Annotated in this window: 25 protein-coding genes and 2 tRNA genes; 1 reads left to right on the forward strand and 26 read right to left on the reverse strand. The window is 46.0% G+C overall.

Features of this window, described 5'->3' with window-relative positions; genetic code table 11:
* Positions 1-11 precede the first annotated feature (11 nt).
* From thrS to tpiA, 23 genes are all read right to left on the reverse strand, one after another.
* On the reverse strand, positions 12-1,919 hold the full coding sequence (thrS, locus tag MMOL_RS08050) for a threonine--tRNA ligase (protein WP_015832527.1): 1,908 nt from the start codon (positions 1,917-1,919) through the stop codon (positions 12-14).
* A 176-nt stretch (positions 1,920-2,095) separates the two neighbouring features.
* Positions 2,096-2,172, reverse strand: a tRNA-Val gene (locus tag MMOL_RS08055).
* Positions 2,173-2,387: 215 nt separating this feature from the next.
* Positions 2,388-3,719, reverse strand: a complete 1,332-nt coding sequence (locus MMOL_RS08060; RefSeq protein ID WP_015832528.1) for a lytic murein transglycosylase — start codon at positions 3,717-3,719, stop codon at positions 2,388-2,390.
* On the reverse strand, positions 3,712-4,566 hold the full coding sequence (locus MMOL_RS08065; RefSeq protein WP_015832529.1) for an SDR family oxidoreductase: 855 nt from the start codon (positions 4,564-4,566) through the stop codon (positions 3,712-3,714). The genes MMOL_RS08060 and MMOL_RS08065 overlap by 8 nt, the downstream gene beginning before the upstream one ends.
* Positions 4,559-5,101: an NUDIX domain-containing protein gene (locus MMOL_RS08070; RefSeq protein ID WP_015832530.1), complete on the reverse strand. Its 543-nt coding sequence runs from the start codon at positions 5,099-5,101 to the stop codon at positions 4,559-4,561. The genes MMOL_RS08065 and MMOL_RS08070 overlap by 8 nt, the downstream gene beginning before the upstream one ends.
* 180 nt (positions 5,102-5,281) lie before the next feature.
* Positions 5,282-5,584, reverse strand: a complete 303-nt coding sequence (locus MMOL_RS08075; protein ID WP_015832531.1) for a DUF2818 family protein — start codon at positions 5,582-5,584, stop codon at positions 5,282-5,284.
* Complete coding sequence (nuoN, locus tag MMOL_RS08080) at positions 5,585-7,033, reverse strand: NADH-quinone oxidoreductase subunit NuoN (protein WP_015832532.1); 1,449 nt, start codon at positions 7,031-7,033, stop codon at positions 5,585-5,587.
* 4 nt (positions 7,034-7,037) lie between these two features.
* Positions 7,038-8,537, reverse strand: a complete 1,500-nt coding sequence (locus MMOL_RS08085; RefSeq protein ID WP_015832533.1) for an NADH-quinone oxidoreductase subunit M — start codon at positions 8,535-8,537, stop codon at positions 7,038-7,040.
* A gap of 21 nt (positions 8,538-8,558) precedes the next feature.
* Positions 8,559-10,592, reverse strand: coding sequence for an NADH-quinone oxidoreductase subunit L (gene nuoL, locus MMOL_RS08090; protein WP_015832534.1), 2,034 nt, complete (start codon positions 10,590-10,592; stop codon positions 8,559-8,561).
* 9 nt (positions 10,593-10,601) lie between these two features.
* Complete coding sequence (nuoK, locus tag MMOL_RS08095; RefSeq protein ID WP_015832535.1) at positions 10,602-10,907, reverse strand: NADH-quinone oxidoreductase subunit NuoK; 306 nt, start codon at positions 10,905-10,907, stop codon at positions 10,602-10,604.
* Positions 10,907-11,587, reverse strand: coding sequence for an NADH-quinone oxidoreductase subunit J (locus MMOL_RS08100; RefSeq protein ID WP_015832536.1), 681 nt, complete (start codon positions 11,585-11,587; stop codon positions 10,907-10,909). Before MMOL_RS08100 ends, nuoK begins: the two co-directional genes overlap by 1 nt.
* 68 nt (positions 11,588-11,655) lie before the next feature.
* The gene (gene nuoI, locus MMOL_RS08105) at positions 11,656-12,150 is read right to left on the reverse strand and encodes an NADH-quinone oxidoreductase subunit NuoI (RefSeq protein ID WP_015832537.1); all 495 of its coding nucleotides are present in this window, start codon (positions 12,148-12,150) and stop codon (positions 11,656-11,658) included.
* Positions 12,151-12,215: 65 nt separating this feature from the next.
* Positions 12,216-13,244 carry an NADH-quinone oxidoreductase subunit NuoH gene (nuoH, locus tag MMOL_RS08110; protein ID WP_015832538.1) on the reverse strand — a complete coding sequence of 343 codons (1,029 nt, stop codon included), beginning with the start codon at positions 13,242-13,244 and terminating at the stop codon, positions 12,216-12,218.
* Positions 13,244-15,679 (reverse strand): NADH-quinone oxidoreductase subunit NuoG, encoded by a 2,436-nt coding sequence (gene nuoG, locus MMOL_RS08115; protein WP_015832539.1) that lies wholly within the window; start codon positions 15,677-15,679, stop codon positions 13,244-13,246. Before nuoG ends, nuoH begins: the two co-directional genes overlap by 1 nt.
* A 24-nt stretch (positions 15,680-15,703) precedes the next feature.
* Complete coding sequence (nuoF, locus tag MMOL_RS08120; protein WP_015832540.1) at positions 15,704-17,020, reverse strand: NADH-quinone oxidoreductase subunit NuoF; 1,317 nt, start codon at positions 17,018-17,020, stop codon at positions 15,704-15,706.
* Complete coding sequence (gene nuoE / locus MMOL_RS08125) at positions 17,020-17,493, reverse strand: NADH-quinone oxidoreductase subunit NuoE (RefSeq protein ID WP_015832541.1); 474 nt, start codon at positions 17,491-17,493, stop codon at positions 17,020-17,022. The genes nuoF and nuoE overlap by 1 nt, the downstream gene beginning before the upstream one ends.
* Positions 17,494-17,582: 89 nt before the next feature.
* Complete coding sequence (locus MMOL_RS08130; RefSeq protein WP_015832542.1) at positions 17,583-18,836, reverse strand: NADH-quinone oxidoreductase subunit D; 1,254 nt, start codon at positions 18,834-18,836, stop codon at positions 17,583-17,585.
* A complete protein-coding gene (locus MMOL_RS08135; RefSeq protein WP_015832543.1) occupies positions 18,829-19,425 on the reverse strand; it encodes an NADH-quinone oxidoreductase subunit C in 597 nt (198 codons plus the stop codon). The genes MMOL_RS08130 and MMOL_RS08135 overlap by 8 nt, the downstream gene beginning before the upstream one ends.
* Before the next feature lie 35 nt (positions 19,426-19,460).
* Positions 19,461-19,937 (reverse strand): NuoB/complex I 20 kDa subunit family protein, encoded by a 477-nt coding sequence (locus tag MMOL_RS08140; RefSeq protein ID WP_015832544.1) that lies wholly within the window; start codon positions 19,935-19,937, stop codon positions 19,461-19,463.
* A gap of 7 nt (positions 19,938-19,944) precedes the next feature.
* Positions 19,945-20,301: an NADH-quinone oxidoreductase subunit A gene (locus MMOL_RS08145; RefSeq protein WP_041928776.1), complete on the reverse strand. Its 357-nt coding sequence runs from the start codon at positions 20,299-20,301 to the stop codon at positions 19,945-19,947.
* 126 nt (positions 20,302-20,427) lie between these two features.
* Positions 20,428-20,512 (reverse strand) — tRNA-Leu (locus MMOL_RS08150).
* Positions 20,513-20,531: 19 nt separating this feature from the next.
* Positions 20,532-20,873, reverse strand: a complete 342-nt coding sequence (gene secG / locus MMOL_RS08155) for a preprotein translocase subunit SecG (RefSeq protein WP_015832546.1) — start codon at positions 20,871-20,873, stop codon at positions 20,532-20,534.
* Positions 20,874-20,956: 83 nt separating this feature from the next.
* The gene (gene tpiA / locus MMOL_RS08160; RefSeq protein WP_015832547.1) at positions 20,957-21,709 is read right to left on the reverse strand and encodes a triose-phosphate isomerase; all 753 of its coding nucleotides are present in this window, start codon (positions 21,707-21,709) and stop codon (positions 20,957-20,959) included.
* A gap of 171 nt (positions 21,710-21,880) precedes the next feature.
* Here tpiA and pagP point away from each other — a divergent pair, with 171 nt between their 5' ends.
* Complete coding sequence (gene pagP / locus MMOL_RS08165) at positions 21,881-22,429, forward strand: lipid IV(A) palmitoyltransferase PagP (RefSeq protein WP_015832548.1); 549 nt, start codon at positions 21,881-21,883, stop codon at positions 22,427-22,429.
* 55 nt (positions 22,430-22,484) lie between these two features.
* Here the strand turns inward: pagP and MMOL_RS08170 are convergent, their stop codons facing one another.
* From MMOL_RS08170 to MMOL_RS11935, 3 genes are read right to left on the reverse strand one after another with little or no spacing between them, the layout of a single operon-like run.
* The gene (locus MMOL_RS08170; RefSeq protein WP_015832549.1) at positions 22,485-23,339 is read right to left on the reverse strand and encodes an NAD(P)H-hydrate dehydratase; all 855 of its coding nucleotides are present in this window, start codon (positions 23,337-23,339) and stop codon (positions 22,485-22,487) included.
* 7 nt (positions 23,340-23,346) lie between these two features.
* Positions 23,347-25,047, reverse strand: coding sequence for a single-stranded-DNA-specific exonuclease RecJ (gene recJ / locus MMOL_RS08175; RefSeq protein WP_015832550.1), 1,701 nt, complete (start codon positions 25,045-25,047; stop codon positions 23,347-23,349).
* Positions 25,044-26,012, reverse strand: a complete 969-nt coding sequence (locus tag MMOL_RS11935) for a hypothetical protein (RefSeq protein WP_238524367.1) — start codon at positions 26,010-26,012, stop codon at positions 25,044-25,046. Before MMOL_RS11935 ends, recJ begins: the two co-directional genes overlap by 4 nt.
* Between the last annotated feature and the right edge of the window lie 31 nt (positions 26,013-26,043).

Consider the following 26,043-nt stretch of genomic DNA (forward strand, 5'->3'; position numbering starts at 1 on the left):
CACCTGTTTGCTTAAACCTTAGCTTCAATCTCTGCTTTTAGGCGCTCAATTAACGCGTCAATCGGCATAGAGCCTAGGTCTTCACCTTTTCTGGTACGCACGGCCAAATGTCCTGCTTGCATTTCGCGCTCACCTGCTACGAGCAGATAAGGCATTTTCTGCATGCTATGTTCGCGTATTTTATAGGTAATCTTTTCATTTCTCAAGTCAAATTCGCATCGAATGCCATTTTGCCTCAAAGTTTCAACTACTTGGCGCACATAATCGGCCTGACTTTCAGAAATATTCAGCACCATGACTTGCACCGGTGCTAACCAAAGCGGCATCGCACCTGCATAGTTTTCAATCAAGATACCGATAAAACGCTCCATAGAACCAACAATCGCACGATGCAACATTACTGGGCGCTGACGTGAGTTATCTTCAGCCACATACTCTGCTCCCAAGCGTTCTGGTAAGTTAAAGTCCAACTGGATAGTACCGCACTGCCATAGGCGGCCTAAACTGTCTTTCAATGTGAACTCAATCTTAGGACCGTAGAACGCGCCCTCGCCTGGCTGCAAATCAAAAGCCAGATTATTTGCATTCAAGGCGTTCGCTAACGCAGCTTCTGCTTTATCCCAAGTTTCATCTGCACCTACGCGCTTTTCTGGACGGGTTGATAATTTAACCAACACATCATTAAAACCGAAGTCGCCGTAAGCCTTGTACAGCATCTGAATAAAGTCAGCCACTTCAGCTTCAATTTGGTCTTCAGTACAGAAAATATGCGCATCATCTTGTGTAAAGCCGCGCACGCGCATCAAGCCGTGCAATGAACCAGATGGTTCGTTACGGTGACAAGAGCCAAACTCAGCTAAACGCAACGGCAAATCGCGGTAGCTATGTAATTGGTTATTAAAAATCTGCACGTGACCAGGACAGTTCATCGGCTTCACCGCATATTCACGGTTTTCAGATGAGGTTACAAACATATTGTCACGGTAGTTTTGCCAGTGACCGGATTTTTCCCACAGGGTTTTATCCATCACAGTTGGAGTGCGCACTTCTTGGTAACCGAAGCTTTTAAACATCTGGCGCATATACTGCTCAACCTCTTGCCAAATGCTCCAGCCGCGCGGATGCCAGAACACCATGCCTGGTGCATCATCCTGCATATGGAAGTAATCCAATTGCTTGCCTAGTTTGCGATGGTCACGCTTTTCAGCTTCTTCCAACTGAAATAGATAAGCTTCCAGCTCGTCTTTATTGCGCCATGCGGTACCATACACGCGTTGCAGCATTTCGTTATTGCTGTCACCGCGCCAGTAAGCACCAGCTAACTTCATCAATTTGAATGATTTGATTTTACCCGTGCTTGGCACGTGCGGACCACGGCACAAGTCGGTGAAGTTACCCTCGGTATATAGTGACACATCATCATCAGATGGGATTGATTCGATGATTTCAGCTTTATATTGCTCACCTATACTCTTGAAGTAAGCCACAGCCTCAGCGCGTGGTAATACTTTCCTGGTCACCGGCTCGTCTTTTTTAGCAAGCTCAGCCATTTTTTTCTCAATGGCGATTAAGTCTTCCGGGGTAAATGGACGCTTGTATGAAAAATCATAGTAGAAGCCATTATCAATCACTGGGCCTATGGTCACCTGTGCATCAGGGAACAGCTCTTTTACGGCGTATGCCAACAAATGAGCAGCAGAGTGGCGAATCACGTCCAAGCCTTCTGGATTTTTGTCAGTGATAATCGCTAAGTCGCTATCTACCTCAATCAAATAACTGGTATCTACCAGCTTATCGTTAACCTTACCTGCCAATGCGGCTTTAGCCAAGCCTGCACCAATATTCATGGCGACTTCAGCCACGGTGACTGGCAGATCAAAACTACGTTGCGACCCATCGGGCAGGCGAATGACTGGCATACAATTTCTCTCTAAAACAGAAAAGCCGCAAGCGGCTTTTAAATAACATAAGGGATAAAGCAGGAATTATCGCACAGCAAGATAAAAGACTGCAATTTATCGCGCGCAATTATCGCCTTATCAATCACAAATGCTGAACATTAAAAAACCACTTCAACGTAGAAGTGGTTTAAATTTGGTAGGCAGTAGCAGATTCGAACTGCTGACCTCTTGGATGTCGACCAAGCGCTCTAACCAACTGAGCTAACCGCCTATATTTGATATTGTCAGAACCATCACTAGCATTAAGTGCTTTGATTTGTGCGGCAATTCTAAACAGGGCACGATTTTAGCCGATTGTGGCATCAGGTGCAAACAGAAATCACAGTGCACATCGAAATAACAGTGCCCGACAGCAATCACAGCACATAGAAAAAAGCATAGGAATGATGGACGTATTAATTGCGCTGACGGGCAAGACTTATGAGCCTAATGCAACAATACGCTTTGGTACAAACTCGGGCTGGCGTAACCATCTACCGGCATCTGCTTCTGTGCTTGATAAGCGCGTATCGCGGCTTGTGTCTGTAGTCCTGGCAAACCGTCCGCCGCTCCGGCATCAAAACCACGCGCATTCAATCGGTTCTGCAAATCCAGCATTTGTTGGTAAGTAAGCGCCCCACCCTCTGCGAAACCTCCACCCATAATACTTGGCTCTTGATTCAACAGTTTAGCCAGCTGCGCTACCGAGAGCGCATAGTTAACCGAACGGTTCCACTGCATGATGATGTCAAAATTATCGAACACCATAAAAGCAGGCCCTTGCCAGCCTTGTGGCAGCAGGATAGAAGTCTGTGCGGTGTCATTCATCAACACATCTGATGACTGCTTATCCTTAGCACTATTCATAGCATCAGCCTCTGGCTGCTGTGGCGCATTTGGCTTAGCATTTAGATCACCATCGACTATAGCGGTGGCATTAGCCTCTAGCTCATCATCAACTAGCGGGTAAGCTTGCACCCCTAACTTAGCCCAGGTTTGCGGCGTTTTCTTGACAGCTAACTGCGCGCTCTGCAAATCAAATGCGGCAGGCAATTTAACTTCCAGCATTACCGGCGTTCGGATTTGCCAACCAATTTCCGCCAAATAATGTGCCGCAGAGGCAAACGCATCTGGCAGAGAATTTATCACATCAATCGCACCATCCGCATCACCGTCTACCGCATATAGCATAAAGGTAGTAGGCATAAACTGCATATTGCCAAATGCACCAGCCCAAGAGCCTTTAAATGACTCAGCATCCACATAGCCAAGGTCTACCATCAGCAGCGCATCCAACAACTGGGCTTTAAAGAAATCTGCTCTACGCCCCTCATAGGCTAAGGTAGCCAATGCCGACAAAACATCCAGATTGCCTTGCACCCTGCCGTACTGGGTTTCCATACCCCAAAACGCAATCAGTATCTGCCTAGGTACACCGTACTGCGCCTCAATCTCTGTCAGCAGTGCTTGATGCTTCAGCAACAAAGCACGCCCCTTTTGGACTTTTTTGTTATCAACACGCTGCGCAAAATAATCTAAAAACGGACTAATAAACTCAGGCTGCGCTCTATCCAGCTTAATTACGTTCGGCAAGTAGGCAGTACGGCTTACAAAACCCAGTGTAGTGTCATCCGCCATACCGAGCGCTTTAGCCTCAAATCTTATATTCTCTAGCCAAGTAGCAAAATCCTCTTTGGCCGCAGCATTACCTGCAAATAGCAGCGTGCAGCACGCCAACATCAATGGTAAATACTGCAGCAACGCAAGATGCCTATTCATTTACCAACTCTGCTAACAGTGCTTGGTAGCCGGCTTGGTAGTCAGGATATTGTAAGACAAATCCGGTCGCCAGCATCGCCTGGTTACTGAGCCGTTTGCCACCACTCACGGCTGGCGGCGCAGCCGGTTTTAGCCCTAGCTGAACTGCAATCCAGTTGAGCACTTCGTACTGGCTGACGGGTTTGCAATCAGTCACAATATAACAAGGCCTAATCTGCCTGCCAGCAATTACTTGTTGTATTAAATGTACGATAAAATTTGCAGCATCATCACGCTGGATGCGATTAGTCCAGCTATTATCGATAGGCCAGCGCTCTGGTGCTTTTGCCAGATTAATCATGCGTAAACGTCCTGGACCATAAATGCCAGATAGCCTCAGCACCGTATTGCCACATGTCATCGAATTTAATAAAGACTCTGCCTCTAGCAGGCGTTCACCACCAAAATCCACCGGTGCTGCAGCAGTTAACTCATCCAATAGCTCATCTGTGACTTGGCCATAAACACGCGTGCTTGATACAAAAAACACATGCTTCAATTGCGAATTTACTTGTTGCGTAAGCAACACATTACGCAAGCCATCAACATATGCCTGTTGATATTGCGCATCAGTTTGGCCTGTTGCAGCCACACAATAGACGATAATATCCGGCTGGATGGTGCGCAAGACATCTAATGAGCTATACACGGTCACATCCGCTTGCAGCATATGTACCTGTGGCGCTGCTTTGGGGCTTCTGGCAACGGCATAAACTTCGGCGTTTAATCCAGTTAACCTTGTTGCTATAGCGCTACCTAGGTCGCCATAGCCTATGATTAACACTTTGGTTCGCGGCGTATTATGCATGCTGTTGCATATATTTTTCGGTGAGGAATAGCGCAACGATAGTCTTGCTATCGGTAATTTTGCCTTGCTGCACTAATTGAATCGCTTCTGCTAACGAGAGCTCAAATACTTCTAAAACCTCATCTTCGTCGCGTTGGCTGGCACCGGCAACCAAACCCTGCGCTAAGTAGGTATGAATCACCTCATTAGAATAGCCAATACACGGGTGCTGCTCGCCTAGTTTCACCCAATTCTGAGCGATATAACCAGTTTCTTCCAGCAACTCACGCTGCCCAGTTTGCAATGTGGTTTCATTGGCATCTATTTTGCCAGCTGGCAGCTCAATAAAGACTTGATGCAAGGGATATCTGAATTGACGTTCAAACACAATATTGCCATTAGCCAAAATGGGAACAATGATCACCGCCCCCGGGTGCGTTACATACTCACGCTGGCTAATGTTGCCATTTGGTAAACGCACTTGATCACGTTTCACACAAAGAAAATCTCCTTGCGCTAACTCTTCGCTACTAATGCAATGCTCGGTCAAGTCCATGAACAGCCCTTTTAGTTACTAATCACAAAATCATACTGGTAGATAATAGCAGAAGACCAAAGCCGCAAGTAAAGGCAATAGCTAAGCAACATCAACGGTTGAGCAACTGCAATGATTAAACAACTTTAGGCACTAAACGCTAGCATCTATTAATGCTAGCGCCGCGATGGAGTGAAATAACTAGATAGTTTTTTTCCAGAGGACTTTATACACAAAGCCTGGAAAAGCAAACACCAAGAACAAAAAGCTGGTGACCGCATAGAACTCCCAGTCTTGTGGTGCAGCTTGGCCGAAGGTTGCACGCTCTGCATATTGCGCTACAACACCTACCAAAAAGTAAAGAATTATAAGCTCAAGTAGACACCAAGCTATATTTTTGGCGCCAGTTGCCGCCTTGAGCGGAATAACATAAAACAGTTTATCCGAGAACCAAGGCAGGTTCGCCGCCAAGAACATAATACCTAACAATACCCAAATCGTCATTTAACTTAAACTTCTACTAATTGCATAAAAACAAATCGTCATCAGCCCTTGCGGCATGATACCAATCGCCAATAAAGCCAATGCATTCATACTTAAAATAACACGCATATCAAATGGTGCGGTAATCGGGCTATGATCTTCCGGCTCATCAAAGTACATCAATTTGATCACGCGTAGATAATAGAACGCACCTATCACTGCCATTAATACGGCGAATACTACTACCCACAAGAAACCTGCCTGCAATGCAGCTTGCAACACTGCAAACTTAGCGTAGAAACCTAAGGTTGGTGGGATGCCTGCCATGCTAAACATCACGATTAACATTAGAAACGCGACCCAAGGGCTACGTTGATTCAGGCCTTTTAAATCGCTTAAGTTTTGTGCTTCAAAGCCCTTGCGTGATAACAGCAGAATTATACCGAAACCGGCAAGCGTCATTACCACATAGCTCGTGATATAGAACAAAGCCGAGATATAGCCATTGCCGCTGGCGCTCATCAAGCCCAGCAACACGAAGCCTACGTGAGAAATGGTGGAGTATGCCAACATACGTTTCAGGTTAGTTTGAGCAATAGCCGTCACGTTGCCGAGTACGATAGACAATACTGCCATAATTAACAGCATTTGCTGCCAATCAATCGCCATCGTCTGCAGCGCTTGCGCTAACAGTCGAATCACAAAAGCAAAAGCCGCTAGCTTAGGCACTGAACTAATCAGCATAGTGATGGCAGTCGGCGAACCCTCGTACACATCCGGCACCCACATCTGGAACGGTACCGCACCCAGCTTAAATGCTAGGCCAGCCACAATGAACACCAAGCCCAATACCATCACCGCATGAATTTTAGCGCCGTTCATCAGGACATGATTGATGTCAGAGATATTTAAGCTACCGGTCATGCCGTAAACCATACTCATACCGTATAGCAACATACCTGAGGCCAGCGCGCCCAACACAAAATACTTCATGGCTGACTCTGTGGCATAGCGGTTATCACGGTCTAGTGCCACTAAAGCGTACAGACTTAATGATAGCAACTCCAAACCAACATACAGCGTAAGCATGCTTTGGCCAGACACCATAATCATCATGCCCACCACGGAGAACAACACTAAGGCATAAAATTCACCACGGAACATATTGCGCAACTGTATATATTGCCTAGTGTAAACAAAGATCAATGAGGTACCAATGTATATCATCAACTTCAGTACATCAGACATGGCGTCATCCACAAACGCGCCAGTAAACGCATAGCCAACGCTTGGTGCGTGTGTAGTTACCGTGAAATAGGCTGCTAACAGCAAGCCTAGCTGTGACAATCCATAGATTGCAATTCGATTCGACTGTTTTAAAAACAGGTCAGTAATCAATACTAGCATCGCCATCCCTAACAGGATGATTTCAGGTAAGGCGGTAATGAGGTCGTAACGTATATTTTCCATGGACTTATAAGCCTGCTGGCAGCTTGCTATTTGCTAGATGTGAAAGAAGTTGAGTAACCGTTGCATTGGTCATATCGGTAAGTGGTTGTGGGTAGATACCAACGGCCAGCACCAATATTGCCAAGATCGCTAAAATTAAGAACTCACGTTTGTTCAAGTCTTTAAGTGCTTGCACATTAGCGTTAGCAACTTCACCGTAAAATACGCGCTTTACCATCCATAAGGTATAAGCAGCACCAAAGATTAAGGTGAATGAGGCCAAGAACGCGTACCAGAAGTTCACTTGGATGGCGCCTAGAATCACCATAAACTCACCAACAAAACCTGAAGTGCCAGGCAAGCCACTATTCGCCATTGCGAACAATACGGCAAATGCTGCAAACGCAGGCATAGTATTAGCCACGCCACCATAAGCATCAATCTGACGGCTGTGTACGCGGTCGTACAGCACACCTACACACAAGAACATGGCAGAAGAAATAAAGCCATGAGAAATCATCTGTACTACGGCGCCCTCTAGCCCTAGGTTATTGAAAATAAAGAAACCTAGGGTAACAAAGCCCATGTGTGAAATTGAAGAATAAGCAATCAGCTTTTTCATGTCTTTTTGTACTAGCGCCACTAATGCAATATACACAATCGCAATCAGCGACAATGTAATCATGAAGCCAGATAAGTAATGCGCAGCATCAGGTGCAATGGGCATGGCAAAGCGCAGGAAGCTGTAGCCACCTAATTTCAATGCAATAGCTGCCAACACTACAGAACCACCGGTTGGTGCCTCCACGTGAGCATCTGGCAGCCAAGTATGCACTGGCCACATGGGGATTTTCACCGCAAACGCTGCAAAGAATGCCAAGAAAATCAGCACCTGCACATTTAATGGCAACGGCAATTGATAGTAATCTGAAATCGCGAAGCTACCGGTTTGGTGAAACATATAGATAAACGCAACCAGCATTAGCAATGAGCCTAGCAACGTGTATAAAAAGAACTTAACGGTTGCATATACACGGTTAGGGCCGCCCCAGATACCAATCACTAGGAACATTGGGATTAGCATTGCCTCCCAGAATACATAGTACAAAATTGCATCTAAAGTACTAAAAACGCCAATCATCAGGCCGCTCATGATTAAGAACGATGCCATATATTGTGCAACACGTTTTTCAATCACCTCCCAAGCAGAGATCACCACAATCACAGTAGTGAAACTAGTGAGTAATATGAGGGGAATCGCAATACCATCAGCACCTAAGTGGTAATGGATATTAAAAGACATAATCCACAAGAAGCGTTCCTGGAACTGGAAGCCGCCATCAGCAAAATTAAAATGAGTATATAGCGGGATTGTGACTAAAAAGCTCGCCACACTGCCAAACAAGGCTAGCCAACGCGTGAGATTGGGTTTGCTGTCATTCGCTGTAAACAACACCAACACGCCTGCCAATACTGGCAGCCAGATGGAGAAACTAAGGATATGTTGCAAAAAATATTCAAGCATTTTTTATACTTTAGGAAAGAATTAAATCTTTAAAAGACCAAGAGATAGCATTAAAAACACGCCAATAATCATCGCGAATGCATAGTGATAAATCAAACCGGTCTGTAGCTTACGTACCACACCAGACAACTTGCCAATCAGATTAGCCGTACCATTCACCATAGCACCATCAATCACTTTAACATCGCCGATTTGCCATAGCTTGTTACCTATAAATCTGGAGCCTGCTGCAAAGAAACGGTCATTAAAGCTATCAAAGCCGTATTTGTTTTCTAAAACCTGGTTAATTAAGCTGAATTTTGCTTGAATCGCCGCAGGAATATCTGGGCGCTTCATGTAGAAGAACCATGCCAACACCACGCCAGATGCAGCCAATGCAAACGGCAGCGTCATTAAGCCATGTAGCGCCATACCCACTGGTGAGTGGAATATGTGATGCCAATGGTGCGCAAGCTCGTGCATAGCAGGGTGTGCATGCGCATCTACAAAAATAACGCCTTTAAAGAAATCGCCAAACAGCATAGGTTCGATTGCAAAATAACCGATAGCTAATGATGGTACTGCCAATAGTATCAATGGTAACTTCACCACCCAACCCGGCTCATGTGGATCATCCGCTGGGCTTAAACCATGATGGTGTTCTTCATCGTGATGGTCGTCATCATGGTGATGCGCATCATGTTTAGCCTCGCGCCACTTCTCTTTACCGTGGAACACCAAGAAATACATACGGAAGCTATAGAAAGCGGTTACAAACACGCCAACTAACACTGAAAAATAGGCAAAGCCACTACCGGCAACGGTAGAGAACTTAGCCGCCTCAATAATACTGTCTTTAGAATAGAAACCTGACAGCAACGGCGTACCGATTAAGGCCAACGAGCCTATCAGTGAAGTAATCCAGGTAATTGGCATGTACTTTTTAAGATTACCCATATTACGGATATCTTGATCATGGTGCATGCCCATAATCACCGAGCCTGCTCCTAAGAACAGCAATGCTTTAAAGAACGCATGGGTCATTAGGTGGAAAATAGCAACCGAATAAGCTGATGCGCCTAACGCTACTGTCATATATCCTAATTGCGACAAGGTAGAATACGCCACCACACGTTTGATATCGTTTTGGATAACACCCAAGAAACCCATAAACAAGGCGGTGATACTGCCGATTACAATTACAAATGATAAGGCAGTTGAAGATAGTTCAAACAACGGTGACATGCGCGCCACCATAAAGATACCAGCAGTAACCATGGTTGCGGCATGAATCAACGCAGAAATCGGGGTTGGGCCTTCCATAGAGTCAGGCAACCATACGTGTAGCGGCACTTGTGCAGATTTACCCATTGCACCGATAAACAATAAGATACATGTCACTGTCATCAGTGACCAAGACGCATTGCCAATCAGGTTGATTTTAGTATCAGCCATCGCCGGTGCCACTGAGAACACTGCAGCATAGTCCAGACTACCAAAATGGTATAGCACCAGACCGATGCCGAGCAAGAAGCCAAAGTCACCCACACGGTTAACTAAGAACGCCTTCAGGTTAGCGTAAATTGCGGTCGGGCGTGTGTACCAGAAGCCAATCAGTAGGTAAGAAACCAAACCCACCGCTTCCCAGCCAAAGAATAGCTGCATGAAGTTATTGCTCATCACCAGCATCAGCATAGAGAAGGTGAATAGCGAAATGTAGCTGAAGAAACGTGCGTAGCCTTTGTCTTCGTGCATATAGCCAATGGTATAAATATGCACCATCAACGACACAAAAGTCACTACCACCATCATCATGGCGCTCAGCCTGTCGATTAAGAAGCCAATTTCAAATGAGAAATTTCCACTTTTCAACCAAGAATACACAGTCTCATTGTAAGGCTGGCTCACTATGGCATGATTTAGCACATAGGCTGACAAACCGAAAGAAACTGCCACACCGGCAATGGTCACCACATGGGCAGCGGCTCTAGGAAGATACTTGCCAAACAAGCCGATAATAATGGCGGCCAATAAAGGAAGCAAAGGGATTGCAAGATAGATTTGTTGCATACTCATGCTAAACACTTAGCCTTTCAAACTGTCTAAATCGTCGACGTTAATGGTGCGCAAGTTTCTGAACAACACAACCAATATCGCTAAACCGATAGCAGACTCTGCAGCAGCTACCGTTAATATGAAAAATACAAAAACCTGGCCTGCAACATCGTTCAGATAATGGGAGAACGCAATAAAGTTAAGGTTAACTGCTAACAGCATTAGCTCAATTGCCATCAATAAAATAATGACATTTTTACGATTCAGAAAAATACCAATGACGCTAATCGCAAACAGCAATGAGCCTAAAATCAGGTAATGAGATAAACCGACCATTATTTAGCCCCTTTATCATCAGCTTGCGCTGATGTATCTACAGCATCATTTTTTTCCGCTACTTTTTCCACTTCGGCTTCCATTTTTACAATTCTTATACGGTCTGCTTTTTTCACCAGCACTTGTTTCGCTGGATCCATAGACTTGCTGTCTCTACGATCACGCAAGGTCAAGGCAATTGCAGCCACAATCGCCACTAGCAAGACTACTGATGCCAGCTCAAATGACAATAAATAATCGGTATACAACACACGACCCAGCTCTGCAGTATTGCTGTAATCAGCCGGATGTGCAGGCGGTGCTGCCACTACATCCACGCCAAAATTACGTGCTCCAACTACCATCACCATTTCCACTGCCATCAAACCACCAACAGGCAAGGCTACTGGCAACGCTTTCCAAAAACCTTCACGTAATTTATCCAGATTAATATCCAGCATCATCACCACAAACAGGAACAGCACCATCACCGCACCTACGTACACCAATACCAATGCGATTGCCAGAAACTCAGCCTCTAACAGCAGCCAAATACCAGCGGCGGTAAAGAACGCCAATACCAGATACAGTGCGGCATAAACAGGATTGCGCGTGGTAATCACACGTAAACCTGCAATCAGCAGAATGGTTGCGAGCGTATAAAAAACGATGTCTTGAAAATGCAAGCCAAAAAATGTCATATTTTTAAATGGTTATCTGTTAAAAGTACTTAAACGATGTATGTAGGCTTTACTATCTAAATAGTTTTCTATCTAAATGACTTATCTTGCGCTCTATCAGCAGCAATTTGTTTTTCGTGTTTATCACCTACTGCTAACAACATCTCTTTGGTATAAATCAAATCACCGCGTTGCTCGCCGTGATAGTCAAACACACGAGTCTCTACAATAGAATCTACAGGGCATGATTCTTCACACATGCCGCAGAATATGCATTTGGTCAGGTCGATATCATAGCGTGTGGTGCGGCGCGTTTTATCATCCTCACGTTGCTCAGACTCAATCGTAATAGCCATCGCAGGGCACACAGCCTCACACAATTTACAAGCGATACAACGCTCTTCACCATTTGGGTAACGACGCAATGCATGTAAACCACGGAATCGGTTCGATTGTGGTGTATTTTCTTCCGGGTATTGAACAGTAATTTTAGGTGCAAAAAAGTAACGGCCTGTAAGCGCCATGCCTTTTAGCAACTCCCATAACATTAAGCTGCCTAATGTTTGTTTAATTGATTTAATCATAATTTTATTTATTCAAAGTCTGATCACTAAACCAGTCTAATCACAAAAGCTAGTGAAACAATAAGTTAGTGAAACAAATATGCCCATGGGGTTTGCATCATGCCACCTACAAACACAATCCACACAATAGTAATTGGAATAAACACCTTCCAGCCTAAACGCATAATCTGGTCATAGCGGTAGCGTGGGAAGGTTGCCCTAAACCATAAGAATAAGAATAATAAGAAACCAACTTTAGCCAGTAACCACAAGAAACTATCTGGAATAAACGGCACAGGTGACAACCAGCCACCCAAGAACATCAATGCTGCCAGCATAGACACTAAAATCATGTTGGCGTATTCAGCCAAGAAGAATACTGCAAACGCCATACCTGAGTACTCAACGTGAAAACCGGCAACAATCTCTGACTCACCCTCGGCCACGTCAAATGGCGCGCGGTTGGTTTCAGCTACAGCACTAATAAAGTAAACAATAAACAAAGGGAATAATGGAATGAAGTACCAATGCCAGAAGCCACCTTCTTGGCCTAAAACAATTTTACCTAGATTTAAACTATTAGCGCACATCAACACGCCCACCAATGCAAAACCCATCGCAATTTCGTATGAAACAATTTGTGCTGCTGAGCGTAAACTGCCCAAGAATGCATATTTAGAGTTAGAAGCCCAGCCTGCGATAATCACGCCATAAACAGCCACAGAGGTCATGGCAAGGATATAAAGTAAACCTGCATCTACATCTGCCAACACCATATTTAAATCAAACGGTACTACAGCCCAAGCTGCAAACGCAGGTGCAATTGCTAGCACCGGACCCAGCAAAAACAGTGCCTTATTAGAGGCTGTTGGTAAAATCACCTCTTTCAACAGTAGCTTGATACCATCCGCCAGCGGTTGCAGCAAGCCGAAGTAACCAACGCGGTTAGGACCGATACGCACTTGCATATAACCAATCACTTTACGCTCTGCTAGCGTTAAATAGGCCACAGCGCCCATCAGCGGCAACACAATTGCAACAATTTTAATCAGAGTCCAGCCAGTGATTTCAACTGCTGGCCAGTAACTACCGAATAGATTTGATAACCATTCCATTAGGCACGCGCTTCCGTAATGTTTTTATTAATAGCTTGTAACTGCTCTAAAGATAATTTCTCAATCGTGATGTCGCCCATCAAATCACCTAGGCCAATAGTTGCCTCGTGCGCAGCTGCCACGCGCACACAACCCATTGCCACGTGATCATCCAGACGCACGGTCAATACTGCACTACCTTTATCCTGTTTAACCAATACATGGTCACCTTCAACCAAATCTAAAGCTGCTAACTGACGGCCACACATACGTGCCATTGGTTTAATGTTGTATTTGGTTTTTTGTAATGGTGGTGAGCGTCTTACAATCGGATCAGACTCATATTGCGGCACTTCGCCAATACGTTGCAGACCGTCATGTTTGATATTCACTTGAATCTCAACCAACTCTCTCAAGTTGTTATTCAAACTACGCCAAACCACAGCAGATGGTTTCTCACCGTTAAAGATCGCATCTTTAACTTGCTCGCTAGATTCAAAATCAAAGCCAGCCAAACCTAAGGTATTGGCTAACACGCGTAATACTTTCCATGCTGGGCGTGCCTCACCTAAAGGTCTCACTGCTGCAGCAAAGCTCTGCACACGACCTTCCATGCTCATGAAAGTACCAGAGGTTTCTGTGAACGGTGTGATAGGTAATAGAATATCTGCATGCTCTAGCGCTTGCGATTTATAAGCAGTCAGCGCAACTACACATTCCGCTTTTTCCATCGCCGCTTTAGCCAATGCTGCGTGCTGGCAATCCAGCTCAGGCTCAATATTTAACAACACATAGGCCTTACGTGGCACTTCCAGCATCGCACGCGCGTGCATGCCGGTACTTGATGGCATTACGCCCATCATGTGCATACCAGTGCTATTGGCTGCAGCAGGCAATATACCGCCTTTAGCGCCAGTGATACCACCAATCGCCTCAGCCATACTGTACATTTCTGTAAAGCGTGGGTCGCTCAATGCCATGTTGCCTAAGAAAATACCGACTTTTGGCGCAATCAAATCATAGTCTTTACCATGACCAGCCAAACTTTCCGCGATCGCTTGCGTGTTTGGGCGCACTTTAATATCGTCCAGCAAGCTCGTGAGTGATGGCGGCAAACATAGAGATAAACGTTGCAAACCAGACATCGCTTTTAGAATCTGACCAAGCACATTGACCATATCATTTGGACGCACAATTACTTTATGCGCGATATCCATCAGCGGGTCATTATCCAGTGGGCTCACCACAGATAATTCAGCGCCATTCGCCACAGCTCGACGGAAACGCTGCGCCAGTAATGGATGCTCATTACGTAAATTAGAGCCAATCACAATAATACGGTCCAGCTCTTCGATCTCATGGATATTGCAGCCCATCCATGGCGTACCTAAGCGCTTGCCATCCAACCTGAAGTCAGTTTGACGTAAACGGTAGTCCACATTACCACTGTTCAAGCCATTTGCTAATTTCTTAGCGAGGTAACCTTCTTCCATGGTGCTGTTTGGAGAAACCAGCACACCTAATGCCTCACCACCATATTCATTGGTGATATCTTTTAACTGCCCAGCGGCGAACTCAAGCGCGGTTTTCCAATCGGTTTCCACCCAAGCACCGTTGTGCTTGATCATTGGCACTTTAAGACGGTCTGGGCTATTCAGGCCTTCGTACGAGAAACGATCACGGTCTGACAGCCAGCATTCGTTGATACTTTCTTTTTCACGCGGTAACACACGCATGACTTTATTGTCTTTAACATGCACTTCAATGTGTGAGCCTAAGCTGTCATGCGCAGCAATGCTTGGCCTGCGTGTTAATTCCCAGCTACGTGCAGAGTATCTGAATGGTTTGCTGGTCAATGCGCCAACTGGGCACAAATCAATAATGTTGCCAGACAGTTCTGAGTTAACACTCTTATCCACATAAGCGGTAATTTCGGCATGCTCACCACGACCAATCATGCCCAACTCTTGCATACCGCCCACTTCTTTCAAGAAGCGCACGCAACGTGTACACTGAATACAGCGCGTCATATCGGTGCTCACCAATGGCCCGATGTTTTTATTGAACACAACGCGCTTTTCTTCCGTATAGCGTGAGCCACTTACACCATAAGCCACCGCAATATCTTGTAAATCACACTCACCACCCTGATCGCAAATTGGACAATCCAATGGGTGGTTAATCAGTAAAAACTCCATCACGCTTTGCTGCGCTTCAATCGCAGATTTTGAGCGTGTAAATATCTTCATCCCGTCTGCAACCGGGGTTGCGCACGCTGGTAATGGCTTGTTAAATTTCTCTACCTGCACCAAGCACATACGGCAGTTTGCCGCCACGGATAATTTAGGGTGGTAGCAAAAACGTGGAATCGCAATACCGACTTTATCAGCCGCATCAATAATGGTGCTGCCGTGCTCGACTTCTATCGATTTACCATCTATTTCAATATTCAACATTATGTATTTTTACCGTCTTTACAGTTATTTACCGTCAACCATGCTCTTGCCATGCTGAATGTAGTATTCAAACTCAGGCCTGAAATGCTTAATAAAACTTAATACTGGCGTTGCAGCTGCCTCACCTAGCGCACAAATCGTACGACCGGCGATATTGTTACTTACATCGGTGAGCAAATCTAAGTCTTCCATCTTGCCCTGACCTTTAACAATACGGTCAATCACGCGATATACCCAGCCCGTACCTTCACGGCAAGGTGTACATTGGCCACAGCTTTCTTCGTAGAAGAAATAAGACAATCTATGCAAAGCTTTCACCATGCAGGTTGTATCATCCATCACAATCATCGAGCCAGCACCCAGACTAGATCTAGCTTTGCTTAAGCCGTCATAATCCATGGTTGCGCCTAGAATGGCTGATGCAGGCATCACCGCAGTAGATGGTCCACCAGGAATCACCGCCTTCAATTGGCGCCCTTTCCAGATACCGCCAGCCAATGCTAGCAACTCAGTAAATGGCATGCCCATATTCACTTCGTAATTGCCAGGTTTTTCAACATGACCAGAGATAGAAAACAGTTTGGTACCACCAGAGTTTGCAACACCTAAATCAGCAAAAGCTTTACCACCATTTTGCATAATCCAAGGGATGCTGGTATAGCTTTCAGTGTTATTGACGTTGGTAGGTTTACCAAACACACCGTAGCTTGCCGGGAATGGCGGTTTAAAGCGGGGCTGGCCTTTTTTGCCTTCGATTGATTCAATCAGTGCGGTTTCTTCACCACAAATATAGGCGCCATAACCATGCACTGCATATAAATCAAAACTGAAATTTGTACCGAATAGATCTTCACCTAGATAACCAGCAGCTTTTGCTTCATGCAATGCAGCTTCAAAGATCTCATAATCCTGCCAGATTTCGCCATGGATATAGTTGTAGCCCACACGCGCACCCAAGGTATAAGCAGCAATCGCCATACCTTCAATTAACTGATGCGGGTTGTAGCGAATGATGTCGCGATCTTTAAAAGTACCTGGCTCACCTTCATCGGTATTGCACACTAGGTATTTCACACCATCAAAATAACGTGGCATGAAGCTCCATTTAAGACCGGTAGGAAAGCCTGCACCGCCCCTACCGCGTAGACCCGAAGCTTTTACCTCGGAAATAATATCGGTAGGTTTGACTTTCTCGGTGACCACACGCTTCAGCGCAGCATAACCGCCTAACTTCAGGTAGGTTTCCAATGACGCCGGATTTTCCTCAGTCAGCGTACGTAACGTGACCAAAGTTTGTCCGGTTAGATCTGTTTTTACTACCGGCTTGCTAGAAGCGACCATTATTTAAGCCCCTCAATAATCGCGTCCACTTTATCGGTGGTTAAAAATTCATGCATTTCTGTGTTATTAACATGCATTAACGGCGCACCACCACAACAGCCCATGCACTCACCTTCTTTTAAACAAAACTTACCATCTGGGGTAACCTCATTAAAACCCACACCCAGCTTACTCTGTAGGTGATTAACGATTTCATCAGAGCCACGCAGCATGCATGAGATATTAGTACAGATCGTTACTTTGTATTTACCTACTGGTGACAAATCATACATATTGTAAAAAGTTGCCACTTCCATCGCTGCAATTTCAGGCATGCCTAAATATTGCGCTACCTCGGTAATACTTTCTTTTGACAACCAGCCACGCTCAGTTTGCACGATACGTAAGGCACTCATCACCGCAGCCTGACGTTGATCAGCTGGGTATTTGGTCAACTCATAATCTATTTTTGTGGTTGCTTCTGGGCTTAACATACTGATTGATTCCTACTCCACACCGCGCACCAGCGCGCATGGCAATGACGAAAATGCTAACAATAACGAAGAAATGTTACAGAATACGTTCATCGGTCGATTTCCCCGAACACGATATCTTGGGTGCCGATAATAGCAACCAAGTCGGCAATCATGTGACCTCTGGTCATTTCATCCAGCGCAGCTAAATGTGGGAAGCCGGGCGCACGAATTTTTAAACGGTATGGCTTGTTCGCGCCATCGGACACCATGTAAATACCGAACTCGCCTTTAGGATGCTCAACCGCAGCATAGGCTTCGCCCGCCGGCACATGAAAGCCTTCAGTAAACAGCTTGAAGTGGTGAATCAGATCTTCCATGTTAGTTTTCATCCCTTCACGGTTCGGCGGTGCGACTTTATTATCTGCTGTAATCACAGGGCCTGGATTTTTACGTAACCAGTCAACACATTGCTTGATGATACGGTTGGACTGTCTAAACTCCTCCATACGCACCAAGTAACGATCGTAACAGTCACCATTGACGCCTACTGGAATATCAAAATCCAAATCAGCATAAACCTCATAAGGTTGCTTTTTACGCAAATCCCACTCAATGCCTGAGCCACGCAACATCGGCCCAGTCATACCAAGCGCTAAAGCACGCTCAGGACTGACCACGCCAATACCAACAGTACGTTGTTTCCAGATACGGTTATCCGTTAACAGGGTTTCATACTCATCAACATAAGCTGGGAAACGGTTGGTGAAGTCTTCAATAAAATCTAACAATGAACCTTGGCGGTTCGCATTTTGTGCTTTAACCGTCTTAGCATTGCGCATGGATGACACCTGATACTGCGGCATCGAATTTGGCAGGTCGCGATAGACACCACCTGGGCGGTAGTAAGCAGCATGCATACGAGCACCAGAAACGGCCTCGTACACATCAAACAGATCTTCACGCTCACGGAACGCATACAAGAACACAGTCATAGCACCTACGTCTAGCGCATGTGCGCCTAGCCATAGCAAGTGATTCAGCACACGGGTGATTTCATCGAACATCACGCGAATATACTGTGCGCGGATTGGCACTTCCAACCCCAGCATCTTTTCAATTGCCATCACATAAGCGTGCTCATTAGACATCATGGACACGTAGTCCAACCTGTCCATATAGGGTACGCTTTGTAAATAAGTGCGATTTTCAGCCAATTTTTCAGTACCGCGATGCAGCAAACCAATATGTGGGTCTGCGCGTTGAATCACTTCACCATCTAACTCCAACACCAAACGCAACACACCGTGCGCCGCCGGGTGCTGTGGGCCAAAATTCATGGTGTAATTTCTAATTTCAGCCATTGTGCGCTCCTTCGTTACGAATGACGCGTGGAACGTTATTGCGCAACTCAATAGAAACTGGCTGATAAATTACACGCTGCTGCTCTGGGTCATAACGCATTTCGACGTTACCTATCATAGGGAAATCTTTACGGAACGGATGACCAACAAAACCATAGTCAGTCAACAAACGACGCAGGTCTGGGTGGTTTTCAAACAGAATGCCGTACAGGTCAAACGCTTCACGCTCAAACCAGTTAGCTACTGGCCACAAACCAACCAAAGTCGACAATATTGGAAAATCTTCATCTTTAGCGAACACACGCAAACGTAGACGTTGATTCAAGGAAACAGAAAGAAAATGACAGACCACTGCATAACGTAAACCATCATAACTACCTTCACCGTACTCTTGGTAGTCCACACCGCACAGATCAATCAACTGCTCAAACTTTAACGCAGTATCATCACGCAACAACTCACAAACAGCGAGATAATCTTCGGCACGACACTCGATAGTAACTTCATCTAAAGCAACAGTTTGCTTAGTAATTTTTTCACCGAGCACTGTTTGCAAACTGGCTAGTAGCTGATCTAATTTAGCTGACATAATTTTGTTCTTAATTTAACAGGCCCATTATTAACCTAACGGGCAATAGTGTTTGTACGCTTAATTTTATTTTGCAACTGGATGATGCCGTACAACAACGCCTCTGCAGTAGGCGGACAACCCGGCACATAGACATCAACAGGAACAATACGATCACACCCGCGCACAACCGCATAAGAGTAATGGTAATAACCACCACCGTTAGCGCATGACCCCATAGAAATAACCCAGCGCGGCTCAGCCATTTGGTCATAGACCTTACGCAAGGCCGGCGCCATTTTATTAACCAAAGTCCCAGCCACAATCATCACATCAGATTGTCGAGGACTGGGACGAAATACGATACCAAAACGGTCAAGGTCATAACGAGAGGCGCCTGCGTGCATCATTTCTACCGCACAACAGGCCAAACCAAAAGTCATCGGCCATAACGAACCAGTACGGGTATAGTTAATCACCGTATCCAGCGTAGTGGTGACAAACCCTTTTTCTAATACACCTTCAAGACTCATGATTCAATCAATCCCATTCCAATGCGCCCTTCATCCACTCGTAGATGAAACCAATCACAAGCACGCCTAAAAAAACCATCATTGCAAGGAAACCGAACAAACCTATTTCACGCAGCACCACGGCCCATGGAAATAGAAACGCGATTTCCAAATCAAACAAAATAAACAGGATAGCAACAAGATAGTAACGCACATCAAACTTCATACGCGCATCTTCAAAGGCTTCAAAGCCACATTCATACGGGGAGTTTTTTGCAGAGTCAGGTCTGCTTGGGGAGACTAGTTTAGACAGAATTAGCGGACCAACGCCAACGGCCAAACCTACAAGAATGAACAACAATATCGGAAAATAATTTTCTAGCACTAACAAACCCCAGACTAAATCACTAAAGAATTTGCAACGAATAAAAGTAAAACATTACCGTCACCAAAAACTAACAACTTCAAGACCAGATTTACTACTTGTAACCAAAAAATCAAAACTACTAAATGGTGCCGACGGAGAGACTCGAACTCTCACGACTTTCGTCACTACCCCCTCAAGATAGCGTGTCTACCAATTCCACCACGACGGCATATGCTTAAACTACATCATTATTTTGGCACAGCCTCTGTACTGGTTGTTTCAGTTGCAGCAGCCGGTGCAGACTTAGCAGCATCAACCGCCTGCGTTGACATTGCCTTAACCACACTACCGCTACTAGCTTTATGGCTAGACAAGTAAGCCAACGTCAAACTAGTAATAAAAAATACGAATACGAAGCCCGCTGTCGCACGACTCATAAAATTAGATGAGCCAGACACACCAAACAAACTGCCTGATGCACCGCTACCGAAAGATGCACCCATATCGGCACCTTTACCATGTTGCAACAATACCAAGCCAATCACACCACAAGCTGCCAGCACATGAATTACTAATACTATATTTTCCATTTTTTACCTTATACGCCACCGCAACACTTAAGCTAAGCCGAGTGAAATCAGCAACTTGACCGAACACAAGTCCGATACCTCACTTAACATGCCGCCTGGCAAATTCCTTCAAATTCTTGCGCGCTTAATGAGCATCTACCAATCAAGCCGCCATCTATATCCTGCATATTGAATAATTGTACCGCATTTTGAGGATTTACGCTCCCCCCGTAAAGGATTTTCAAGCTGGCTGCCGCTTCTTGATTGTGGCTTGCAACCCTATGCCGGATAAACTCATGCATACTCTGCGCTTGGTCTGGCGTAGCTGCCAAGCCGGTGCCAATTGCCCAGATTGGCTCGTATGAAACCACTGTATTCGCAAAAACAGCTGCACCGTATAGGTTAATAATGGTGTCAATTTGCTTGGCGACGACCATTTCCATCACTCCGGCCTCACGCTCGATCAAGGTTTCACCTACACACAGTATCGGCACTAATCCATGCGCCTTGGCTTGCATGAACTTAGCTGCGATATTTTCATCAGACTCGCAATAGGCTGTTGCACGCTCTGAATGTCCAATAATGACGTGAGTTGCGCCAAAGTCTCTCAGCATACTTGCACTTACTTCACCGGTATAAGCGCCGACTACATCTTTACTGAGGTTTTGCGCACCCCATGCGATAGCAGTATGCTGCAAAAGGCTTTGCACCTGCGCGAGATATGGATATGGGACACAGACGACTACTTCAACATTTTTGAGTGCGCTTAATCGATCAAGATAAGCTTGCAGAAGCTGTTGATTCGTTGCTAAGTTGCCATGCATTTTCCAATTGGCAACTACTATTTTTCTAGGCATGCTACCCCTAATTTTTTTGAGTTCTTAAACTAAAAGTATATGGTTTATCTACTTTAGGCGGACGAATTTTGTGACAACAGCATCATCTCCATGCAATTCGCCGCAACCGTACGACATTGTAACTTAATTTTAGATGGTGGGATTTAAGCGCGAATAATAGTATGATTAATCATGATAAAAAAAATTGCAGTTACGATTTTACTCATTATCTCACCCCATTTTCACGCATTTGCTGACACGGCATCAGATGGATTATGGGCTGACGTTAAAAACACATTGTCCGAAACCTGGAACAGTAGTGATTATGAACTGTATGTACCAGTCAACACTTGGCACAACCGCGCATTTTACGATAAAGAAAAAATAGACGGCTACAACGAACATCCCTGGGGCATAGGTATTGGCAAGTATAGATACGATGCAGATGGTGATTGGCATGGTGTATACGCGATGGTGTTTGCAGACTCACACAAGGAGATGGAGCCGGTGGCTGGCTATGCCTTTCAGAAAATGTGGCATGCCAATAATGATTTTCGCTTAGGCGCTGGCTACACCATAGGTGCCACTTTACGTGAGGACTACCACTATTTGCCGATACCGGTGATTGCGCCTATTGCTTCTATTGAGTACAAACAGTTGGCTGTGCAATCGACTTATATAGTAGGCGGCCAAGGCAATGGCAACATCCTGTTTACCTGGCTCAAATGGCAAATCAAATAAGGCTGTGCGTTTTTAGCCGCTGCTAACCCATATTAAACTGAGCTAGCACACAGGATTAATCACGGCTGAGTTGGTTAAGCACGTCGCGTATTGCCGTCACCAGTTCTGACGCGGTTAAACCAAGCGGACCTATCCCACGCGCAACTAGCGCATCTGCCGCTGCACCATGTACATAAACACCCAGCCTCGCAGCCTGAATAGGCGCTAAGCCTTGCGCAATTAAACTTGCAATAACGCCGGTCAACACGTCCCCAGTACCGCCAGTCGCTAGCGCTGAATTGCCAGTAGTATTGATGCAATAACTGCCATTTTGCTCGGCAATGATGGTGCCCGCGCCTTTAAGCACACAAATCACATGTAGCGATTGCGCCAATCTGACAGCCGATTCTACGCGCTGAGATTGAATTGCTGCCGCAGTAACGCCCATTAATCTAGCAGCCTCTCCCGCATGAGGGGTTAACACGGTTTGGCCTCGTCTATTTTTCAGCAACTCTGCTAGCTGATGATGTTGAGCAATCAAATTCAGCGCATCGGCATCCAGCACCAGCGGGCAGGCTTGCGTCAACCAAAAAGTGAGCTCGGTGATGGCTGCGTCAGACTGTCCTAAACCAGGGCCAATAGCCACGGCATCTAACTGCGCCAACGTTGCAAGCGCATCCGGTCTACGCATCATGATTTCTGGGTGCAGCAAATCCACCGCGGGAGCTGTTTCGCAAAGCATGGCGGCGTATATCCTGCCGGCACCAGACAATAATGCAGCCCTGGCCGCCAGTAGCACTGCACCAAGCATGCCGTCATCGCCACCTATGATAGCAACACTGCCTGATGTACCTTTGTGCGCGTCAACTGCACGCACCGGCAGTGCGGTTTGCAGCATTTGCTTGGTAAGTAAGTGTGGGGTTGTTTGCATAGCGTGCTTAAACGTTCACATGCCTGATATTTAATTGTACTTTTTGCACACCGTTATAGCTATTGGTTTGCAATTGATAGGCCGCTTGTATCTGGCTATCTAAAAATTCTGTTTGATTAAAATAAATAGCATCAATCACTGCTGCTGATGGGCTGGCAAGCGCTCTCAAACTGAGTTTTAAATGCTTCTCAGCTAGGATACGCTGATTCACCACCTCAAATTCATCGTAAAACAATGGCGGAGGGAAACCCTGCCCCCACACTTGATTCTCCAGTGTTTGTGCGACGGCATAGGTCATCTCGCCAGAGCTCAAGCTGCCATCCACTTCCAAAACAGCTTCCAAATCCACTTCGGTAAGCAGGCTTTTGACCACGGCCTCAAAACCCATTTTAAATACGTTAAAATCTTCTGCCTTGATTGTCAAACCTGCCGCCATCGCATGACCGCCAAACTTCAAGATTAAATCTGGTAAATGCTTGCTCAGCAAATCCAAGGCGTCACGCAGATGCAAGCCGGCAATTGAACGCCCAGAACCTTTAAGCAAACCGGAGCCGCCATCTGCAAACGCAATCACTGGGCGATGGTGCCGCTCTTTAATGCGCGATGCCAGAATCCCAATCACGCCTTGGTGCCAATCTGGCTCATAAATACTGATGGAGTACTGATCCGCAATGGCTATCTCATCGAGCGAAACATTGGCACTCTCTTGCATGTCCGCCTCTATGCTACGTCTTTGCTTGTTTAAATCATGCAACTGCTGGGCGAGTACGACTGCGTCTTTTTCAGTTTCTGCCAACAGGCACTGTATACCTAGCGTCATATCATCCAATCGGCCAGCTGCATTTAGCCGCGGCCCGACATAAAAGCCTAAGTCTTGCGCAGCGGCTTTAGCTGGCTCACGTCCCGCGACTCTAAGCAAAGCAGAAACCCCATGACTACATGCTCCGGCACGTATTCTGCGCAAACCTTGCTCTACCAAAATGCGGTTGTTTTCATCCAGTTTAACCAAGTCAGCAACGGTACCCAAGGCTACCAAATCCAGCAACTCGGTTAAATTAGGCTCAGCACTAGATTGGTAAGCGCCCTGCTCACGTAGCTCTGCTCGCAACCCTAGTAGGCAGTAGAACATGACCCCTACCCCAGCAAGATTCTTGCTGGGAAAAGTACAGCCGTGCTGGTTGGGATTGACAATACAGGCAGCCTCTGGCGTTTGTGCACCAGGCAAATGGTGGTCAGTAATCAACACCTGTATGCCCATTGCATTGGCGGTAGCTACACCATCCACACTGGCGATACCGTTATCTACCGTAACAATGACGTCTGGCGCCTGTGTCGCGGCCAGTTTGACGATTTCCGGGGTGAGTCCGTACCCATACTCAAAACGATTCGGCACTAAGAAATCTACGTTGGCACCAAATAATCGTAAGCCTTTGACCGCAACCGCTGTCGCAGTGGCGCCATCTGCATCATAGTCACCAACCACTAATAATTTCTTATTGGCTTGGATTGCTTCAGCCAATAGCTTCGCCATGGCCTGATTATGCGTAAGCTGCTGCGGTGGCAGCAACGCACTCAAATGTATGCTGGTTTGTGCAATATCAGACACCCCGCGTGCAGATAGCAGGCGCGACATCAGTGGGGAGACGCCCGATGCTTGCAAGCTTTGTACGATGGCAGCAGGCACGTTACGTTGTGAGATGGATGTCATACTAAGTAGATGCTCATAGGCTTGGCTGCTCGCCAGAATTTATAAAGATCAAGCGGTTTAATTTTCGCCACTAGGGTTTGGTCATAACAAGCCAGGTTAAGTACCAATTGGGTGATGGTACGTTTTTTTAGCCCTTCCAACAAAACCTGAAAGTTATCTTCAACCAGCAATGCATCATGCGCCAACTGCACACGTACATGTGCACACCCAGCCAACTGCGTTATTACACTGCGTAAAGAGGTGAGCGGCTCGTGACGCACCAAGCCGGAGTGCTTTGCCAAGCCTTTATACAAAACACCGCTTCCAACCACAGCATCAATATCGCAATCAAGATTTGCGGCTAAAGATGGTGGCATCACGCCGCCGCCAGAGAGCCAAATGCTATTAATCGCAACTTCACCGGCTGCTTCACGTGCGGCATTAGCCGCATGCACATGCAATAACATCTGCACTTCATTCAAGTATGCCACCCAACGGTTAGCATCGGCACCCTGCGGCATAAAATGCGCAATATTTTTGCCCATCGCCATTGCCGGCAGTGCTGTGTTAATTGATGGTGGCTGCGTTAAAGATAAATACCATGCACCAGACTCACCTAGCGCAAACTTTAAACCATCTGTGACAAAGTGCGCATTCAAACTCGCGATCATCGCTTGCGCATGCTCATGTGCCACCGTGAGCGGGCAAGGCTCACTTAAACTAAAACTGTCGCGCTGTAGCACCAGATGTACTGGCTCAGCGCGCAGCCAGTAGTCGGTACCGACATCTAGCGCATCCGCAGCGGCGGCAATAGCCGCAATAGGATATTCCGGCGCAGCCAGCAAGCCGCTTTGCGCACATAGCAAAGCTTCTAATGGCAAAGCCTCTAAACGCTTACTCGCCTTAGAGAGTAAATACGCCAAAACGCTAGTTTCAGGCATGGCAAACAGTTGCCCAGTTGATACACAGTCTACAGTTAGTTTCACTCGGTTATTTTTACTCTGTTATTTTGACTTG

Origin of the sequence: Methylotenera mobilis JLW8 (assembly GCF_000023705.1) — a bacterium.
Classification (GTDB): Bacteria; Pseudomonadota; Gammaproteobacteria; order Burkholderiales; family Methylophilaceae; genus Methylotenera; species Methylotenera mobilis.

Excerpts from the sequence above, each read along its gene's own strand:
- pagP (WP_015832548.1), top strand. The coding sequence starts at position 21,881 with ATGATAAAAAAAATTGCAGTTACGATTTTACTCATTATCTCACCCCAT.
- secG (WP_015832546.1), bottom strand. The coding sequence starts at position 20,873 with ATGGAAAATATAGTATTAGTAATTCATGTGCTGGCAGCTTGTGGTGTG.
- MMOL_RS08140 (WP_015832544.1), bottom strand. The coding sequence starts at position 19,937 with ATGAGTCTTGAAGGTGTATTAGAAAAAGGGTTTGTCACCACTACGCTG.
- nuoH (WP_015832538.1), bottom strand. The coding sequence starts at position 13,244 with ATGGAATGGTTATCAAATCTATTCGGTAGTTACTGGCCAGCAGTTGAA.
- MMOL_RS08060 (WP_015832528.1), bottom strand. The coding sequence starts at position 3,719 with ATGAATAGGCATCTTGCGTTGCTGCAGTATTTACCATTGATGTTGGCG.
- nuoL (WP_015832534.1), bottom strand. The coding sequence starts at position 10,592 with ATGAGTATGCAACAAATCTATCTTGCAATCCCTTTGCTTCCTTTATTG.
- MMOL_RS08075 (WP_015832531.1), bottom strand. The coding sequence starts at position 5,584 with ATGACGATTTGGGTATTGTTAGGTATTATGTTCTTGGCGGCGAACCTG.
- MMOL_RS08065 (WP_015832529.1), bottom strand. The coding sequence starts at position 4,566 with ATGCATAATACGCCGCGAACCAAAGTGTTAATCATAGGCTATGGCGAC.
- nuoN (WP_015832532.1), bottom strand. The coding sequence starts at position 7,033 with ATGGAAAATATACGTTACGACCTCATTACCGCCTTACCTGAAATCATC.
- MMOL_RS08135 (WP_015832543.1), bottom strand. The coding sequence starts at position 19,425 with ATGTCAGCTAAATTAGATCAGCTACTAGCCAGTTTGCAAACAGTGCTC.
- nuoG (WP_015832539.1), bottom strand. The coding sequence starts at position 15,679 with ATGTTGAATATTGAAATAGATGGTAAATCGATAGAAGTCGAGCACGGC.
- thrS (WP_015832527.1), bottom strand. The coding sequence starts at position 1,919 with ATGCCAGTCATTCGCCTGCCCGATGGGTCGCAACGTAGTTTTGATCTG.
- tpiA (WP_015832547.1), bottom strand. The coding sequence starts at position 21,709 with ATGCCTAGAAAAATAGTAGTTGCCAATTGGAAAATGCATGGCAACTTA.
- nuoI (WP_015832537.1), bottom strand. The coding sequence starts at position 12,150 with ATGATTAAATCAATTAAACAAACATTAGGCAGCTTAATGTTATGGGAG.
- MMOL_RS08130 (WP_015832542.1), bottom strand. The coding sequence starts at position 18,836 with ATGGCTGAAATTAGAAATTACACCATGAATTTTGGCCCACAGCACCCG.
- MMOL_RS08070 (WP_015832530.1), bottom strand. The coding sequence starts at position 5,101 with ATGGACTTGACCGAGCATTGCATTAGTAGCGAAGAGTTAGCGCAAGGA.
- nuoF (WP_015832540.1), bottom strand. The coding sequence starts at position 17,020 with ATGGTCGCTTCTAGCAAGCCGGTAGTAAAAACAGATCTAACCGGACAA.
- MMOL_RS08085 (WP_015832533.1), bottom strand. The coding sequence starts at position 8,537 with ATGCTTGAATATTTTTTGCAACATATCCTTAGTTTCTCCATCTGGCTG.
- nuoE (WP_015832541.1), bottom strand. The coding sequence starts at position 17,493 with ATGTTAAGCCCAGAAGCAACCACAAAAATAGATTATGAGTTGACCAAA.
- recJ (WP_015832550.1), bottom strand. The coding sequence starts at position 25,047 with ATGACATCCATCTCACAACGTAACGTGCCTGCTGCCATCGTACAAAGC.
- MMOL_RS08170 (WP_015832549.1), bottom strand. The coding sequence starts at position 23,339 with ATGCAAACAACCCCACACTTACTTACCAAGCAAATGCTGCAAACCGCA.
- MMOL_RS08100 (WP_015832536.1), bottom strand. The coding sequence starts at position 11,587 with ATGACATTTTTTGGCTTGCATTTTCAAGACATCGTTTTTTATACGCTC.
- nuoK (WP_015832535.1), bottom strand. The coding sequence starts at position 10,907 with ATGGTCGGTTTATCTCATTACCTGATTTTAGGCTCATTGCTGTTTGCG.